This is a genomic window from Pseudomonas fluorescens, assembly GCF_900636825.1.
GTDB lineage: Bacteria > Pseudomonadota > Gammaproteobacteria > Pseudomonadales > Pseudomonadaceae > Aquipseudomonas > Aquipseudomonas fluorescens_BG.
The window spans coordinates 3202348-3219367 of sequence record NZ_LR134318.1 but is presented as its reverse complement, the minus strand read 5'-3'; the positions used below and the strand labels follow the sequence as shown (position 1 = coordinate 3219367).

12 protein-coding genes and 2 pseudogenes are annotated in these 17020 nt (G+C 56.8%); all 14 read right to left on the bottom strand.

Annotation, left to right across the window (positions count from 1 at the left end; all coding sequences use genetic code 11):
• Positions 1-49: 49 nt before the first annotated feature.
• Positions 50-697 (bottom strand): annotated as a pseudogene (tssI, locus tag EL257_RS14460) (type VI secretion system tip protein TssI/VgrG); the annotation flags it as partial.
• Positions 698-808: 111 nt separating this feature from the next.
• Positions 809-1459, bottom strand: coding sequence for a DUF2931 family protein (locus EL257_RS14455; protein ID WP_126363609.1), 651 nt, complete (start codon positions 1457-1459; stop codon positions 809-811).
• A 247-nt stretch (positions 1460-1706) separates the two neighbouring features.
• Positions 1707-1790, bottom strand: a pseudogene (locus EL257_RS28430) (hypothetical protein); the annotation flags it as partial.
• Positions 1791-1996: 206 nt separating this feature from the next.
• Positions 1997-2647: a DUF2931 family protein gene (locus EL257_RS14445; RefSeq protein ID WP_126363607.1), complete on the bottom strand. Its 651-nt coding sequence runs from the start codon at positions 2645-2647 to the stop codon at positions 1997-1999.
• Positions 2640-6143: a type VI secretion system tip protein TssI/VgrG gene (gene tssI / locus EL257_RS14440; protein ID WP_126363604.1), complete on the bottom strand. Its 3504-nt coding sequence runs from the start codon at positions 6141-6143 to the stop codon at positions 2640-2642. The genes EL257_RS14445 and tssI (EL257_RS14440) overlap by 8 nt, the downstream gene beginning before the upstream one ends.
• 413 nt (positions 6144-6556) lie before the next feature.
• Complete coding sequence (locus EL257_RS14435) at positions 6557-7177, bottom strand: hypothetical protein (RefSeq protein WP_126363602.1); 621 nt, start codon at positions 7175-7177, stop codon at positions 6557-6559.
• Positions 7178-7222: 45 nt separating this feature from the next.
• Positions 7223-8161 (bottom strand): carbohydrate kinase family protein, encoded by a 939-nt coding sequence (locus EL257_RS14430; RefSeq protein WP_126363600.1) that lies wholly within the window; start codon positions 8159-8161, stop codon positions 7223-7225.
• Between the two features lie 19 nt (positions 8162-8180).
• A complete protein-coding gene (xylB, locus tag EL257_RS14425) occupies positions 8181-9677 on the bottom strand; it encodes a xylulokinase (protein ID WP_126363598.1) in 1497 nt (498 codons plus the stop codon).
• Positions 9678-9896: 219 nt separating this feature from the next.
• The gene (locus EL257_RS14420) at positions 9897-11369 is read right to left on the bottom strand and encodes a mannitol dehydrogenase family protein (RefSeq protein WP_126363596.1); all 1473 of its coding nucleotides are present in this window, start codon (positions 11367-11369) and stop codon (positions 9897-9899) included.
• 18 nt (positions 11370-11387) lie between these two features.
• On the bottom strand, positions 11388-12491 hold the full coding sequence (locus tag EL257_RS14415) for an ABC transporter ATP-binding protein (RefSeq protein WP_126363594.1): 1104 nt from the start codon (positions 12489-12491) through the stop codon (positions 11388-11390).
• Between the two features lie 119 nt (positions 12492-12610).
• Positions 12611-13441, bottom strand: a complete 831-nt coding sequence (locus tag EL257_RS14410) for a carbohydrate ABC transporter permease (protein ID WP_126363592.1) — start codon at positions 13439-13441, stop codon at positions 12611-12613.
• Positions 13442-13449: 8 nt separating this feature from the next.
• The gene (locus EL257_RS14405) at positions 13450-14376 is read right to left on the bottom strand and encodes a carbohydrate ABC transporter permease (protein ID WP_126363590.1); all 927 of its coding nucleotides are present in this window, start codon (positions 14374-14376) and stop codon (positions 13450-13452) included.
• A 173-nt stretch (positions 14377-14549) separates the two neighbouring features.
• A complete protein-coding gene (locus EL257_RS14400) occupies positions 14550-15860 on the bottom strand; it encodes an ABC transporter substrate-binding protein (protein ID WP_126363588.1) in 1311 nt (436 codons plus the stop codon).
• 235 nt (positions 15861-16095) lie between these two features.
• Complete coding sequence (locus EL257_RS14395; protein ID WP_126363586.1) at positions 16096-17001, bottom strand: AraC family transcriptional regulator; 906 nt, start codon at positions 16999-17001, stop codon at positions 16096-16098.
• Between the last annotated feature and the right edge of the window lie 19 nt (positions 17002-17020).

Genomic DNA, 17020 nt, shown 5'->3' with positions numbered 1-17020 from the left:
TAAACCTTTCGCAGCATTCCAGTTATCGGACAGGTGTACATAACGCTGAAAGGCGCAGGTTGAAGCGCTTGATCACCGGTCTGTCGGCGCTCATGCCGGATTCTTGCTGGTAGATCACCGGTTTCAACTTGCGGAACACGGTCTGATCGTCGCCGAACACCAGTTTGTGGCCGCTGCTGCTGTGCTGGAAATGGAAGTGGATGCCTTCCTCTTCGCACAAGCGCTGAATGAAACGCAGGTCCGACTCCTCGTATTGCACGCAGTAATCGCGCTGAGGATATTCGGCGCCAAGCTGGAAGCTGTAGGCATCAGCCAGAATGCCGCGATCTTCCAGCACCTGGGCGATGATTTTCGGCACCGTCAGTTGCTGGAAGATCTGCTGATCATGGTTGTGCTGCAGATAGGCCAATTGTGGCATCAGGCTGATGCTGTAGCGCGTCAGGGTTTTGCCGGAATCGCCTTGTTCGATGCGATAGACCAGACCGTGAATCCTGCCCCTGCCGGTGGCGCCGGGGGTCAGTACGCCGGGCTTGTGCAGGAGGTCTTCGAGTTTCAGGTCGGGGCGGGCGCTGACCAGTTCGAGATCAAAACGGAACGGTTCGTTGAGAGCTTCGCGACCGGTGAAACTGAGGACTTGCAGGTCGGCGTTAACGCCTTCGAGCGTAAGGGTAATGTGGGTTGCGTTGGCGTCCAGCATGCCTTGAATTCCGTCCGTTGAATAAGCGGGTAGCGAATGTTGCAGGATAGAGCTACCGCCTTTAAGGCGCAAAATCTGATGAAAAGGAAGAAACTCAAGCTTTTCCCTTACTCACCAAGAGCCATACGGCACTCCGAATTTATTTACGTAAGCCTTGGAAACAGCTGAAAGTGAATCATACTGACCAGCGGATTTGCCTTCGTACGGACCTCGGGGGTCAACTTCAGCCTTGATTCTTGCGATCTCGATCGGCGTCATACAAGGTCCCCCAACCCAGATTTTAGCGATACCACCAGGTACTAGCCGCACGGCAATTGATTGACGATAACCAGTGATCCACTTTCCGTCAGCTGCGCAAAATGCTTTTTCTTCTTTGCGCATCAGCTCTCGAGTTGATTCAGATATATCAATGTCCATTTTGTAGGTCTGGGGCTCTACCAGCGACTGCCACCGTACGAAGATTTTTTTAGGCAAGTCTGCGCCGGTCACATATTTGCCGCCTCCAATACCGATTCTCTTCGGCCAGCCGCGTGGGTCGCCGGAGTTGTTGGGGGGCGTTTGTAATGAGGCTACTCCGCTCATTGCCCGTCTGAAAACCTGGCCTTGAACATCGATTACATCCGCTGTCTCTATCCAGACTTCCATGTAATCGGGGGCGGAAAAACCCAGATGCCATGATTTATAAGTCAACGGTTCGCTATTGACAGAGGCGCAACTGCTAATCAGCAGGGCCGTAAAAATGATGTGTATAAATTTATTCATTTGGATGGGACGTCATTTTCAACGGGTTCGCGCATGATGCGGAAGTAGATCAAGGATAAATCGCTCCTAACTTCACGCTGGCTACTGACTGCGGCATAGACTCTTTTCATTTTTTCTGCTGTCATTCTCGGTGCCTTGAAATGGCACTTCCCATGGTCTGATTTCTAGCGAAATAGAGTATTGGGCAAGCTGGTCCTGGAAACGCTTCAGATCTTGCTTTGCAAGATTGGCGATACCGACCTACGCTGCTGGCGACACGCAGCCAGCACGTGGTTTTGTCGTTGGACTGACCTTAGCGGTCCCAGTGGAATTGCACTTTGATGCGGCCGTACTGGCTTCGCGACGGGTGAAGCTGAGGGCTTGCAGGTCGTCGTTGGCGCCTTCGAGCGTGAGGGTAATGTGTGTTGCGTTGGCGTCTAGCATGCCTTGAATTCCGTCCGTTGAATAAGCAGGTGGCGGATGTTGCAGGATGGAGCTACCGCCTTCAAGGCGCAAAATCTGATGAAAAGGAAGAAACTCAAGCTTCTCCCTTTTTACTTACCAAGAGCCATACGGCACTCCAAATTTATCTACATAAGCCTTGGAAACATCTGAAAGTGAATCATACTGACCATCGGATTTTCCCTCGTAGGGGCCACGTGGGTCGATTTCGGCTTGAACTCTTGCAACCTCTACAGGAGGTAGGCAAGAACCAAGTACCCAAACTTTAACTATTCCACCCGGGGCAAGTCCTATTACAAGTGCATCTCGATATTCTGATATTTCTTTGCCGTCGAATGCACAGTAAACGGTTTCCTCTTTACGCATCATTTCACGGGCCGACTCAGGCACGTCGATAGCAACTTGGTAAGTCTGCGGCTCAACTAAGGACTGCCAGCGAACGTAAAGTTTTTTGGGGAGGTCTGCACCAGTTACGTATTTTCCCTTCCCTCGCCCGGTTCTTTTTGGCCAACCTTTTGGATGGCCGGAATTGTTAGCTGGTGTTTGGATTGCGGAGACACCACTCATAGCCCTCCGGTAGACTTGCCCCTTTGAATCTATTACATCCGCCGTTTCGATCCAGACCTCCATATAGGTTGGCGCCAAGAATCCGAGATACCAAGCTTTATAGGGTAGAGAGGCGCTATTGGCTGTAACGCAACCGGGAAGCAGTAAAGCCACAACAATAAGGTGCAGGAGTTTATTCATTAGAATGCACCGTTCGTTGATTATTTTCCGTGGGGCGATTGATGAAAATTACGTCCAAGTCGCTGTTCTTTAATCCTTTGGCAGCATTCCAGTTGTCAGATAAATGAACATAACGCTGAAAAAGTAGTTCTTCCTCTTTAGTAGTTAATCCAATGGTTGAATTTTTACCGGTGGCAAAAGCCATTAGTTTTTCTGAAATAGGTACGAGCTCTTCTGGGAGAGCGAGGCGTGGATCGTTCTCTGAAATGTCTCTGAAAGGCACGTCATTATTGACGGCGAGCTGACGCATAATTCGAAGGTAAATTAACGATAAAGCGCTGAATACCGTACGCTGACTGCTTACGGCAGCATAAACATGTTTCTTTGGAGTTCGATCATCTCTATCTTGACTTTTGAATGGTACTTCCCATGTGCGCAGCTCAAGGGGCAAGTTGTACTGGGCCATCTGATCTTGGAGTCTTAACAGGTCTTGTTGAGCAAGTTTATAGCTGTTCGCCTCTGAGGCAGGAGTGGTTCGATTGACGTCGCTCCTTCGTGGCTTGCTAATCAATACACGCTCAATAGCTTTGGGTAAATACCCACCCCCTAAATCCGAATGCACGCCTGGGAGAATGATGTCGGCAGATCCTGCACTATTCAACGAAAAGTTATAACGCTTTTCATTTCGAGCCACCAGATGGACGATTTTTTTTGCAATGCCGGCAGGTAACGAAATGGTTATCCCGGGGTTCCATGCATTATGTCCTCCAAAGTCAAATAGCAATGGGTTTGCAATGGCCGCAACGGTGTCATAAATCCCGATGAAATTAATAGATGCGGCGCTTCTGGCGCTCCATGTAAATGAATCCGCTAGACCAGGTGTGCCTTTTGGGATTGCCTTAGCTAATATACCTTGCTCTCCTTTCAGCACTTCATTCGCGAAGTCCCGTGCAGCTGCCGATCCACGGCTAAAACCAAATATGTCAAATTCGATATCCTTGACACGCTTTTCGGGATTAGCTGCTACAAAAGAACGAAGCGCTGTTACGAGTAGGGCTGGCGTCTCTTCGACTCTAGCCCGTACGCCCATCGCGCCTAAACCTGTACCCTGAGAAAACAGAGAGTCATCAGCGGTACTGCTCGTTCCAATGCCATCTACATAGATAGAGAGAGTCGCCATTTCAGCATCTGCAGAGACTTCTTCACCTGATTGGTTCGGATATAAATCATATAACCGAGCCACGTTACTAACATCATTCCCATAGCTGTTATCAGGCGTACTGCCTTTGCCGTCGTAACCATAGGACGCGCAGTACTTGCGAATATCCTCCGCCGACTCCTGCAAATTCACATCCGGTGCGTAGCACCCATATACCCGCTCACTATTGCTACGGTTATTGCCGGTACCATCGAAAAACACTCCAATCCGCAGGGTAATGTCTTCGATCTCGACTTCTTCTTCCTCTTCTTCGAATTCTTCATCATCCACGGCGGGGGTCGATGCCGTTTTGGCTGGCAAGGACTCAGGGGCGAGGGTGGATTTGCCAATTGGCGGAGCGCTCAAGAGTTTGCCCTTGGCATCGGCTGCCGCAAGGCCAGGAATGAGGGGGGCGAGGATGGCAATCCCGCTACCCACACCCGGAGCCCCACCCGAGTTGGTCTTCACCTCAGCCCCACTAATCGTAACCCCACCCGCATCAACCTTCACAAAACTCCCGCCAGCCTTGGCCGTGAGTTCCATGCCGCCTTCTATCACTACTTTCTCACCAGCGTGATAGTGAATCTCCGTCCCAGCCTCAACAAACTGCCCAGTGCCCAGCTTCACATGCTGCGTGATGCCCACAGTCAGGTGATCATCGGCGCGCATTTCGCTGATGCGGTCCAGATGGGTAATCCGGTGTTCTTCAACCTTGAACTCACTCAACACGTTGGCTTCAACGGTGTCATGCCGTTCGTTGCCGACACGAATCTTCTGGTCGTGCTCGATGTTCTCGTCCCAATCGCGTTGGGCATGGATGTAGATCTGCTCGACGCCTTTCTTGTCTTCAATCCGAAATTCGTTGTAGCCCTTGCCGCCCGGTGAGCTCAGCGTTTTGAAGGTGCTGCGCGTCTTGTTTGCCGGCAGGTCGTAGGGGACGACGTTTTCCTTGTGATACAGGCAGCCGGTTACCAACGGTTGGTCGGGATCGCCTTCGAGGAAGGTGACGAGCACTTCCATGCCGATGCGCGGGATGGCGATGCCGCCATACGCCGCGCCGGCCCAGCCGCTGGCGACGCGCATCCAGCAGGTGGTTTTGTCGTTGGACTGGCCGTCGCGGTCCCAGTGGAATTGCACTTTGATCCGGCCGTACTCATCGCAGTGGATTTCTTCGCCCGCCGGGCCGGTGACGACGGCGGTCTGGCTGCCGACGACTTTCGGTTTCGGGTGTTCAAGGGCGGGGCGATAGTGTGCGTCCCACGGCGTGGCGAGGAAGCTGTTGCGGTAACCCTGGTGGAAATCGCTTTTGTTGTCGGTGACGTCGCTGGTGACGTTTTCGCCAAGCACTTGCGGTTGTTTGCCTTCATGGAAAACTTCCAGCAGCAGCCACAGGTCATTCCATTCCCCGCGCGGATGTTCGGCGAGAGTGAGGAAGTGGCCGCTGGTCAGCGTCGGTTCGTCACCTTTGCCTTCGGCGAGTTTGTAGTCGCTGCGATGGCGTTCGAGGGCACGGGTGGAGAGGAATTTGCCGCGCTCGCGGGTGGTGAAGCGGCCGGGGTAATCGTAGTCTTCCAGGTCCGGAGCAAAGTCGGATTTCACTGCGCCTTCGGGCAGCAGCTTGGGTTTTTCGAAATCGTAGTCGCGACGGCTGACGCGGGTGGTGCGGGTTTCCAGGCGCAGGTTGAAGCGCTTGATCACCGGTTTCTCCGCAGCCATGCCGGAGTCTTGCTGGTAGATCACCGGTTTCAACTTGCGGAACACGGTCTGATCGTCGCCGAACACCAGTTTGTGGCCGCTGCTGCTGTGCTGGAAATGGAAGTGGATGCCTTCCTCTTCGCACAAGCGCTGAATGAAATGCAGGTCCGACTCGTCGTATTGCACGCAGTAATCGCGCTGAGGGTATTCGGCGCCAAGCTGGAAGCTGTAGGCATCAGCCAGAATGCCGCGATCTTCCAGCACTTGGGCGATGATTTGCGGCACCGTCAGTTGCTGGAAAATCTGTTGATCGTGGTTGTGTCGCAGATACGCGAGTTGCGGCACCAGACTGATGCTGTAGCGCGTGAGAGTTTTGCCGGAATCGCCTTGTTCGATGCGGTAGACCAGACCGTGAATCATGCCCTCGCCGGTAGCGCCGAAGGTCAGTACGCCGGGCTTGTGCAGGAGTTCTTCGAGTTTCAGGTCGGGGCGGGCGCTGACCAGTTCGAGGTCAAAACGGAACGGTTCGTTGAGAGCTTCGCGACCGGTGAAACTGAGGACTTGCAGGTCAGCGTTGACGCCTTCGAGCGTGAGGGTAATGTGGGTTGCATTGGCGTCCAGCATGCCTTGAATTCCGTCCATTGAATAAGCAGGTGCTGGATGTTGCAGGATAAAGCCGCGTCGTTCAAGCCGCAAAAGCCGTACGTATGGGCCATACGCGGTATAGGGAAAACCCTTAGGCAGAGCGTTTCGGTCAATGAAACCGGGTATAGACAAAGACCGCGGAGAGCTTGCGGCGACAATTCCTACGAGCGTGAACTGCAGAATCGCAAGTAAGATTCAGATCAAAGTTGCGTGTAGCAGGTGTAAAGCCTCGCATGACCTAGCCTGGAACGCGTAGGAGCTGCCGCAGGCTGCGATCTTTTGATCGTATTCGGAGCACAGCTTATTTGGCTGGATTGCCACGCGGAATCGGAGGGGGCAATCCAGATCAAAAGATCGCAGCCTTCGGCAGCTCCTACAAGTTTTCGCCGGCGTTAGAGCCAATGCCAGAACCGGCTCCAGAACCCCCGATTCAACTCCTCTTTGCACCCGGCATATTGCTGCGCGTACATATCCGAGCGCGCCTGCACTTTGCGCGCCGTCGGCAACAGCCAGCCTTTGCTCGCGTAGGTCTTGTTGCGGAAGCCGCCCCAGCCTTCGTGGTAGTTAAGGTATTGGTTATAGGCGTCGTATTTGTAGACGCCGTTGATCGAGGTGGTTTTGTCCATGTACCAGCCGACAAAGTCGATGGCATCGTCGAAGTCTTCCCGATCGGCCCAGTTGCGGCCGGTGCTTTTCTGGTAATCGGCCCAGACTTCGTCCTTGGCCTGGGCGTAGCCAGAGGCGGTCGAGACGCGGCCCCACGGGATCACCCAGAGCAAGTATTTGCGCGGCGTCTTGGCGTCGTAACGGTAACCGGATTCCTGATACATGATCGCGAACGGCACCTGAATCGGCACGCCCCAGCGTTTCTGCGTGACCTGTGCGGCGTCATACCAGTCACTTTTTTCGCGAAAGATGTCGCAGATGTTTTCCGGTGACCGGGGCGGCGAGGTGCCACACCCGGTGAGTAGCGTTGCCAGCGTCAATAGTCCCAGCGTCTGCCCGTATTTCAAAAGCCGTTATCCCGTCGTGCGCACAAAAGGCGACAGTCTACGCGCTCAGGCCAATTGGTGACGATAGGGCAGATCCGGGCCGGTCTTGCTGCAAGTCAGCGCCGCCGCCCCTATGGCGAATTTGAGCATGCTGTCGATCTGTTCACGAGCCAGTTGCTGCACACCTTCCACCGAATCCAGCGCATGTTCGGTCAACCAGGTGATCAGCGCGGCCTGGAAGGTGTCGCCGGCGCCGACCGTGTCAGCGATCTTCACCGTTGCAGCAGGGGCCGACCACGATCCGTGCTGGCGGCTGAACACGGTAGCGCCGTCGCCGCCGCGAGTAAGAAAGACCAAATGGCAACGGTGCTCGAGCCAGCTTTCGATCACCCGCTGTGGATCCTCCTCGGGGTAGAGCAGGCTCAAGTCTTCGTCGCTGACTTTGATCAAGTCTGCGAGTTGCACCAGAGTGGCGATGCGTTCGCGCCACAGTTCGATATTCGGCTCGGGATTGAGGCGCACGTTTGGATCGAGGCTGATCAGGCGCTTGCCGCTTTCGCGCTGAACCAGCGTCAGCAACGTGTCGCCGATTGGCTGCACCACCAGTGAGAACGATCCGATGTGCAGGCCGCGAACCTCGGGGCCGAGCGTCGGCAAATGCGCGGCGCTCAGTTGTCGATCTGCGCAACCTTCGCCACGAAAGCTGTAATGCGGCGAGCCATTGGCGCCGACGGCGACCATCGCCAGTGTGGTTGGTGCGGCAAAGTCCACCAGATAGTCGGGCCGCACGCCTTCATCCTGCAACACTTGCTGCAAGCGCCGGCCGAGATAATCCGTGGAAAGTCCGCCGAACAGCGCTGATTCGACGCCGAGACGGCGTAATCCCACCGCGACGTTGAACGGCGAGCCGCCAGCAATCGCCTTGAAATTCACTTTCGAGGCCAGACCGCTGGCATCGTCTTCACTGAAAAAATCAAACAGGGCTTCGCCACACACCAGGTACATAATTTTTTGCTCTTTATCTTTATAAGGTTGCGACATGCTGTTGATAGCGTTCGTAAGCCTGCTGGAACGCCGCGACATTGGCGGCGATGGGCACGGTTTCACTGCTCGCGTCCAGTTTAACGCAGCGCTGGCATAGATCAGCGAGGCTGTCCGTCCCGCCATCGAGCTCTGACGCGCACCACGCCGCCTGAATCGCTGCGCCAAGGGCTGCGGCTTCGCTTTGTTCGGTGCAGATGACCGGGGTGTTCATGATGTCAGCGACGATTTGCCGCCACACTGCGCTCTTCGACCCGCCACCAATCAGGCAAATGCGCAGGCTTTGTAAACCATTCTGGCGTAGCAGATCCAGTCCGTAACGCATACCGAACGTTGTGCCTTCGACAGCGGCGCGGCACAGATTGGCCGGCGTCAGGTTATCCAGGGTCAGACCGTGCAGGCTGCCGGTGGCATGGGGCAGGGCGGGCACGCGTTCGCCATTGAAGAACGGCAGCATGCTTACGCCGTCGGCGCCAATGGGGGATTGCGCGACAAGATCGTTGAACTGCTGCAGATCGAGCTTGAACAATTCCCGAATGGCACCCGTGGCATTGGTCAGGTTCATTGTGCAGATCAACGGCAGCCAACCGCCGGTGGATGAGCAGAAAGTCGCGACCGAGGCATCCGGGCTGACTGTCGGCGTGTCGCTATAAGCGTAAACCGTGCCGGAAGAACCGAGGCTCATGGTGATCGCGCCGGGCTGGATATTACCGGTGCCAAGAGCCCCCATCATGTTATCGCCGCCTCCGCTGGCGACCAGTGCATTGGGATTGATGCCGAGGTGTTTGGCAATGGCTGGGAGGACGGTGCCGACAGCGTGGTGGGCGTCGATCAGGTCCGGCAGCGCCGCTTGCAAGCGTCCGCTGGCGTCGATTTTGCTGAGCAACTGCAAATCCCACTGCCGCGTCCGCACGTTGAAATAACCGGTACCGGATGCGTCGCCGTATTCGCTGCAAGCGCTGCCGGTGAGCCAGAAATTCAGGAAGTCGTGCGGCAACAGAATCCGTGCGATGCGGGAAAATACCGCCGGGTGCTGTTCTTTCGTCCATAGCAGCTTCGACACCGTGTAGCCCGGCGCGATGACCACGCCGAGGCGTTCCAGCGAGCCTTGTTCGCCGCCCAACAGTTGTAGCAACCGGTCGTTTTCTTCGGTGGTTTCGGTGTCGCACCAAAGTTTCGCCGGGCGCAGCACCTGGCCTTGCTCATCAAGCAAAACCAAGCCATGTTGCTGGCCGGAAACGCCAACGCCGACGATTGACTGGCCGTCGACGTTGGCTTCCTTCAACGCGAGGCGGGTGGCGAGGGCGAAAGCGTCCAGCCATTGCTGCGGATCTTGCTCGCGACGGCCATTGGCGCCGCTGATCATCGTGTGCGCCGCGGCGCCCTGACCAAGTACCTGGCCGCTGCCGGCATCGAGAATGATCGCTTTGGTGCCTTGGGTGCCGCAGTCGATACCCAGGAAGAGCTTTGTTGTTGTCATTTATTGGCCTGTCAGATTGCGCTGAAGATCAAGAGCTACCCCCTCACCCCAGCCCTCCCGAAACGTCGGACCGCCCCCAAGGGGGCGAGGGGGAAAGGGAGCAGATTTTCATGCCTTTCACACTCTTTATTCGACTCGGAATTTCAGGTCGATGAATAACGGAAGAACCACGCGGTCGGTTCCCTCTCCCTCCGGGAGAGGGCTAGGGCGAGGGGCTTTTCAGGCGAGCACTCGTTCCAGCGTTCGTGAAACGCCTGCCTCGCGCAAACTCTGGCAGCACCACTCGAACGCTGCAACAAACTCCGCCGACTTCGGTATCGCCGTGCCGAAAATCTCTTCCACGCCCAGCAGCCGCTCGGCGATCAACTCATCGTCCGCCACCAGACCCTGACAGAAAGCCGCCCGAGGATCTGGAATCGAATAGGCATCGCCATTTTCATCAATCCCCTTCAAATACAGTGCCCATGCTGCGACGACCAACGCCGCACGCTTGGTTTCGCGCCCGTCGGCAATCAAGCGGTTGATCGTTGGCACCGTAAACTTGGGAAACTTCGACGAGCCGTCCGAGCACACTCGTTCAAGTTGATCGGCAATGGCCTGATTGGAGAAACGCGCCACCAGCGTATCTTTGTACTCGGTCAGATCGATACCCGGCACTGGCGCCAGTTGTGGCGTAACGTCCAAGTCCATGTAAGCGCGCATGTAGCGCACAAACAGCGGGTCATTCATGGTTTCGTGGACGAAGCGATAGCCCTTCAAAAAGCCCAGATAGGTCAAGGCCAGGTGGCTGCCGTTGAGCAGTTTGATTTTCATCTCTTCGTAAGGGGAAACATCGTCAGTGAACTGCACGCCGACCTTTTCCCAGGCCGGACGACCACTGACGAACTTGTCTTCCAGCACCCACTGCACAAACGGTTCGCAGACCACCGGCCAGGCATCGTCGATGCCGTGCTTGTCGGCCAGTTGCAGACGATGCGCGGTGCTGGTCATTGGCGTGATGCGGTCAACCATGGCATTGGGAAAGCTGACATTCTCATCAATCCACTGGCGCAACTCAGGATCAAGAAGCGCAGCGAACGCCAGCAAGGCCTTGCGAGTCACGGCGCCGTTGTGCGGCAGGTTATCGCAGGACATCACGGTGAACGCCGGCGTCCCGGATTCGCGCCGTTTGGTCAGAGCTGCGCAGAGGAAACCAAACACGGTTTTCGGCGCGTGCGGGTGAGTCAGGTCATGCTGGATCTGCGGCAAATGCGCCATGAACTCGCCGTTGCTGTCATCGATGCAATAGCCGCCCTCGGTGATGGTCAGCGAGACGATGCGGATCTGCGGATCGGCGAGTTTGTCAATCAATGCCTGGGCGTCATCCTCGGCCAGCAGCATGTCGCGGATTGCGCCGATGACGCGCACTTCGGTGCCGTCGCTGTCACCGAGTTCGAACAGCGTGAACAGATAATCCTGCTCCTGCAGATCATCGCGAGCGCGGCGGTCTTCGGCGCGCAGGCCAACTCCGCAGATCGCCCAGTCAAGGGCTTCGCCGGTGTTCATCAACGCATCGGTGTAGTACGCCTGATGCGCGCGGTGGAAACCGCCGACGCCAATGTGCGCGATGCCTTGGCGGGTGTCGCTGAGGCTGTATGCCGGCAGTTTCACTTCGGTTGCCAGGCCGTGGAGATTGTTCAGGTTGAGTTTCATCGGGCAAGTCTCTCGCAGTCAGGCGGCAGCGCGCAGTGGGCGGGTGAGCGCCACACCTTCGGCATCGAACAGGTGGCAATGTGTCGGGTCCAGGCGCAGGCTCAGTTGCTCGCCATAACGGCTGGCCAGGTCGCCGCGCACGCGCATGGTCAGGGCCTCGCCGGCGCTGGTGATCACGTGGCAAAAGGTGTCGCTGCCCAGGCGTTCGCTGACGTCGGCGGTGACTTGCAGCGTGCAATCGCCCGGCTGCGCCAATTCCAGATGTTCCGGGCGAATGCCCAGCGTTACCGCGCTGCCGGCGCTAAGCCCGGCAGCATCGAAGGGCAGGGTGATGCGCGTGCCGGCGTCCAGCGCAACTTCGCAAGTCGAGCCGTCGAGGCGGGCAATCTGGCCCTTGAGGAAGCCCATTTTCGGTGTGCCGAGAAAGCCTGCGACAAACAGGTTTGCCGGGTTGTGATACAGATCCAGCGGCGAGCCGACTTGCTCGATGCGGCCGCCGTTGAGCACCACAACCTTATCGGCCATGGTCATCGCTTCGACCTGATCGTGGGTCACGTAAATCATGGTCGCTTGCAGGTCTTTGTGCAGACGCAACAGTTCCAGACGCATCTGCACGCGCAGGGCGGCGTCGAGGTTGGACAGCGGCTCGTCGAACAGGAAGATTTTCGGGTTACGGACAATGGCGCGGCCAATGGCGACGCGTTGGCGCTGACCACCAGAGAGCTGTTTCGGTTTGCGCTCAAGCATTGGCCCCAGTTCGAGAATGCGCGCGGCCTCGCCGACTTTTTTCTCGACCTCGGCTTTTGGCACCCCGGCCAGATCGAGGGCGAACGACATGTTTTTCTTTACGGTCATGTGCGGATACAGCGCGTAAGTCTGGAACACCATGGCCAGGTCGCGTTTGGCCGGGCTGACTTCGGTGATGTCGCGGCCGTCGAGTTCGATGGTCCCGCCGCTGACTTCTTCGAGACCGGCGATCAGGCGCAGCAGGGTGGATTTGCCACAGCCGGAAGGGCCGACGAAGACCACGAACTCCTTGTCGTTCACTTCCAGGTCGATGCCTTTGATGATGGAAAAACCTTCGAAGCCTTTTTGCAGATTCTTGATTTTCAGGTTGGCCATGGGATGGGCCTCCGCGTTGTTATTTTTTTTAAGATCAAAAGATCGCAGCCTGCGGCAGCACGGGGGACGGCATGCTCTGTGTAGGAGCTGCCGGAGGCTGCGATCTTTTGCTTTTCAATTCACTTGACGGCACCAAACGAGAGGCCGCGCACCAATTGCTTCTGGCTGATCCAGCCGAAGATCAGAATCGGCGCGCAGGCGAGCGTCGATACCGCCGACAACTTGGCCCAAAACAATCCTTCGGGGCTCGAATACGAGGCGATCAACGCAGTCAGGGGCGCGGCTTTTGACGAAGTGAGGTTCAACGACCAGAACGCCTCGTTCCAGCACAGGATCAGCGACAGCAGTACGGTCGAAGCGAGGCCGCCCTTGGCGATCGGCAGCAGCACGCGAACCATTTCCTGCCACAGCGTCGCACCGTCGAGGCGCGCGGCTTCGAGGATGTCTTTGGGAATGTCCTTGAAGTAGGTGTAAACCATCCAGACCACGATCGGCAGGTTGATTAGCGTATAGATCACGATCAGCGCAATGCGCGTATCGAGCAGGCCGAAGCTCTTGGCCAGCAGGTAGATCGGCATCAGCACGCCTACCGGCGGCAGCATTTTGGTCGAGAGCATCCACAGCAGCGTGCCTTTGGTGCGCTGGGTTTCGTAGAACGCCATCGAGTAAGCGGCGGGCACCGCAATCAGCAGACACAACGCCGTGGCGCTGAAGGAAATTACCACCGAGTTCCAGGCGAAACTGAAGTAATCACTGCGCTCGTTGATGTGCAGGTAATTTTCCAGTGTCGGCGTGAAGATGAACTGCGGCGGCGTCGCGAAGGCATCGATCTCGGTTTTGAAACTGGTCATCACCATCCAGAAGATCGGGAAGAAAATCACGATCGCGATGGCCCAGGCCAGGGTGCCGAGCAGCAGGCTTTGCAGCCGGCGGGATTGATGAAGAGTCATGGCAGGCCTCAGGCTTTGTCAGTCAGGTTTTTGCCGATCATCCGCACCAGAATGATCGCGGCGATGTTGGCGATGACCACGGCAATCAAGCCGCCCGCCGAGGCCATGCCGACGTCGAACTGCACCAGCGCCTGGTTGTAGATCAGGTACGCGAGGTTGGTCGAGGCATAGCCGGGGCCGCCATTGGTGGTGGTGAAAATCTCGGCGAACACCGATAGCAGGAAGATTGTTTCGATCATCACCACCACGGCAATCGGCCGCGCCAGGTGCGGCAGCGTCAAGTGCCAGAAGATCGCGACGGGGCCGGCGCCGTCCAGGCGTGCCGCTTCTTTTTGTTCCTGATCCAGCGACTGCATCGCGGTCATCAGAATCAGAATCGCGAAGGGCAGCCATTGCCACGAAACAATGATGATGATCGACAGCAGCGGGTAGTGCGCCAGCCAGTCCACCGGCTGCGCGCCAAACAGTTTCCAGACATAGGCGAGAATCCCGGAGACCGGGTGGAAAATCAGATTTTTCCAGATCAGCGCGCCGACGGTAGGCATGATGAAGAACGGCGAGATCAGCATCACCCGCACGAGGCCGCGACCGAGGAATTCGCTGGCTTCCAGCAAGGCACTGATGAGTACGCCGAACACCACGCTGATCAGCAACACGCTGCCGACCAGCAGCAAGGTATTGGTAGCGCCGGGCATGAAGCCGGAATCGGTGAGGAAGTAGCTGAAGTTCTCCAACCCGACGAATTCGTTTTCACCGGGATAGAGCAGGTTGTAGCGAATCATCGAAAAGTACAGGGTCATGCCCAGCGGCACGATCATCCACAGCAGCAACAGGGCCACCGAAGGGCTGACCAGAAACCAGCCGGGATTGGCCACGCGGCTTTTACGCTGCGGCTGGGACAAGTCGATATGGGCTTTGGCAGTTGAAGTATTCATGGCGATCACAACCGATTGGGTGCAGATACATGTTCAGGCAAGACAGCATTCCTGACATCGACGCGAACCCTGTGGGAGCGCGCTTGCCCGCGATGGCGATGGAGCAGCCGACATCGAAGTTGCATGTGCTGGCGTCATCGCTGGCAAGCCAGCTCCCACAGGTTTAGAAGCGGTTACTTGGGATAACCCGCGCGTTTCATCTCGCGTTCGGTGGTCTGCTGGGCGGCGGCCAAGGCTTGATCCACCGTGGTCTGGCCGATCAGCGCCGCCGAGAACAGCTTGCCGACCTGGGTGCCCACCGCCTGGAACTCAGGAATGGTCACCAGTTGAATGCCGATGTACGGCACCGGTTTCAGCGACGGTTTGGCCGGGTCAGCGACCTTCAGCGATTCCAGAGTGACTTTCGCGAACGGCGCTGCCTTCATGTACGCATCGCTGTAAGTCGAGGCGCGGGTGCCCGGTGGAACGTTGGCGATGCCGTCGGTTTTCGCCACCAGTTCGCCGTACTCTTTGGATGTCGCCCAGGCGCTGAAGGTTTTTGCGGCTTCTTTGGCCTTGGAGCTGGTCGGAATCGCCAAGGCCCACGAGTACAGCCAGGCCGAACCTTTATCGGTGAGCTGATGCGGGGCGAAGGTGAAGCCGACGTGATCGGCGACTTTGCTTTGAGTCTTGTCGGTAACGAACGAGCCGGCCACGCTGGCGTCGACCCAGATCGCACATTTGCCGCTGTTGAACAGCGCGAGGTTTTCATTGAAACCGTTGCTCGACGCGCCCGGCGGGCCGGATTTCTTCATGGTGTTGACGTAGAAATTCAGCGCATTTTTCCATTCCGGGCCGCTGAATTCCGGTTTCCATTGTTCATCGAACCAGCGCGCGCCGTAGGCATTGGCGACGGTGGTGATCAGCGCCATGTTCTCGCCCCAGCCCGCCTTGCCGCGCAGGCAGATGCCGTATTGCTCTTTGTCCTTTTGGGTGAGCTTTTCGGCAAACCCGGCGATTTCTTCCCAGGTCGGGCGTTCCGGCATGGTCAGCCCGGCATCCTTGAACAGATCGGTGCGGTAGTAAGTGATCGAACTTTCCGCATAAAACGGCAGGGCGTACAGCGAACCCTTAACCGAGAGGCCTTCGCGCACCGACGGGAACACGTCGTCGAGTGCGTAATCGGCCGGCAGATCTTTCATCGGCTCGAGCCAACCCTTGCCGCCCCATAGCGCAGCTTCGTACATGCCGATGGTCAACACGTCGAACTGGCCGCCTTGAGTGGCGATGTCAGTGGTCAGGCGTTGGCGCAGGACGTTTTCCTCCAGCACCACCCAGTTGAGCTTGATGTCCGGATGCTCGGTCTCGAAGGTTTTCGAGAGTTTCTGCATGCGGATCATGTCGCTGTTGTTGACGGTGGCGATGGTGAGGGTCTGGGCGCCAAGGCTGAAACTGCTGAGGGTCATGCAGGTGAGGGCGAGCAGAGCTTTTGCAGTGGGTTGCATCGTGCACTCCTTTTCTGGCACCCGACGGGGCAGAAGGACGGTTATTGTTTTTGTGTCTTCCGAATGCAGGAAGAATCTGCGCTGATTACAGCCTTCTATCCGAGGGCTGACAAATCATCCATCGCACTTTTGTTGATACTTTTTTGCACTGGACTTTGACAGTGCATACGCAGGGACGCGGATTCGGGCGGAGATAGGTCGTTGGATGTGTATAGGTTTCCCGGCCCGCGAAGTGTCAACCAAGGTTCTGTTCAGTCAGCCGCTGCACCGCCAGACGCCGATAGTGCGACGGCGTCATGCCCTTGAGTTGCTGAAAGCGTCGATTGAAATTGGAGATGTTGTTGAAGCCCGATTCGAAGCACACCTCGGTCACCGGCTTCTCGCCATCTGCCAACAATTCGCAGGATTTGCTGATGCGCAGACGGTTGACGAACTCGATGAAATTGCGTCCCGTCGCCTGTTTGAATACCCGGCTGAAATAAGTCGGTGTCATGCCCAGATGTTCGGCAACTTCTTCCAGGGAAATGTCACGGGCGTAGTGGCTGAAGATGTAGTCGACGGCGCGGTTGGTGCGATCGATATTGTGTTCATCCGCCAGTTGCGGAGTGGTGGCGCCGGACAACAACTGAAAGTCATCACTGGCGGCCAACAGTTCCATGAGGATGAAAAAATGCCCGAGCCGGGTGATGCCCTGAGTGTCGGCAATGCGCTGCATCAATGTCATGGCCTGGCGGATGGTGCGTTTGCAGCGAAATTCGATGCCGTACTGCGCGCGTTCCAGCAGTGGAGCCAGGGACTTCAGTTCGGCAAACACCTGATGGCCGCTCTCGAATAACTCGTCGGTGAAGTTGACGAGCATGTCGCGCTTTTCCACGACTTCATCTCCGGCCACCTGACTGATCCAGTTATGCGGCAGGTTCGGCCCGGTGAGAAACAGCGTCTCCGGATAAAAGTTGCCGATGTAGTCGCCGATGAACACCTTGCCGGAGCTCGCGACGATCAGGTGCAATTCGTACTCCTTGTGAAAGTGCCAGCGCACCAAAGGGCAGGGGAAGCCGTGTTGACGATAGATGATGGACAACCCGTTATGGTCATCCATCAGTTCGTAGGAAGGATCGGTCACCCGGGCTGTTCGAGTCATTCCAGAGCACTCTTGTAAT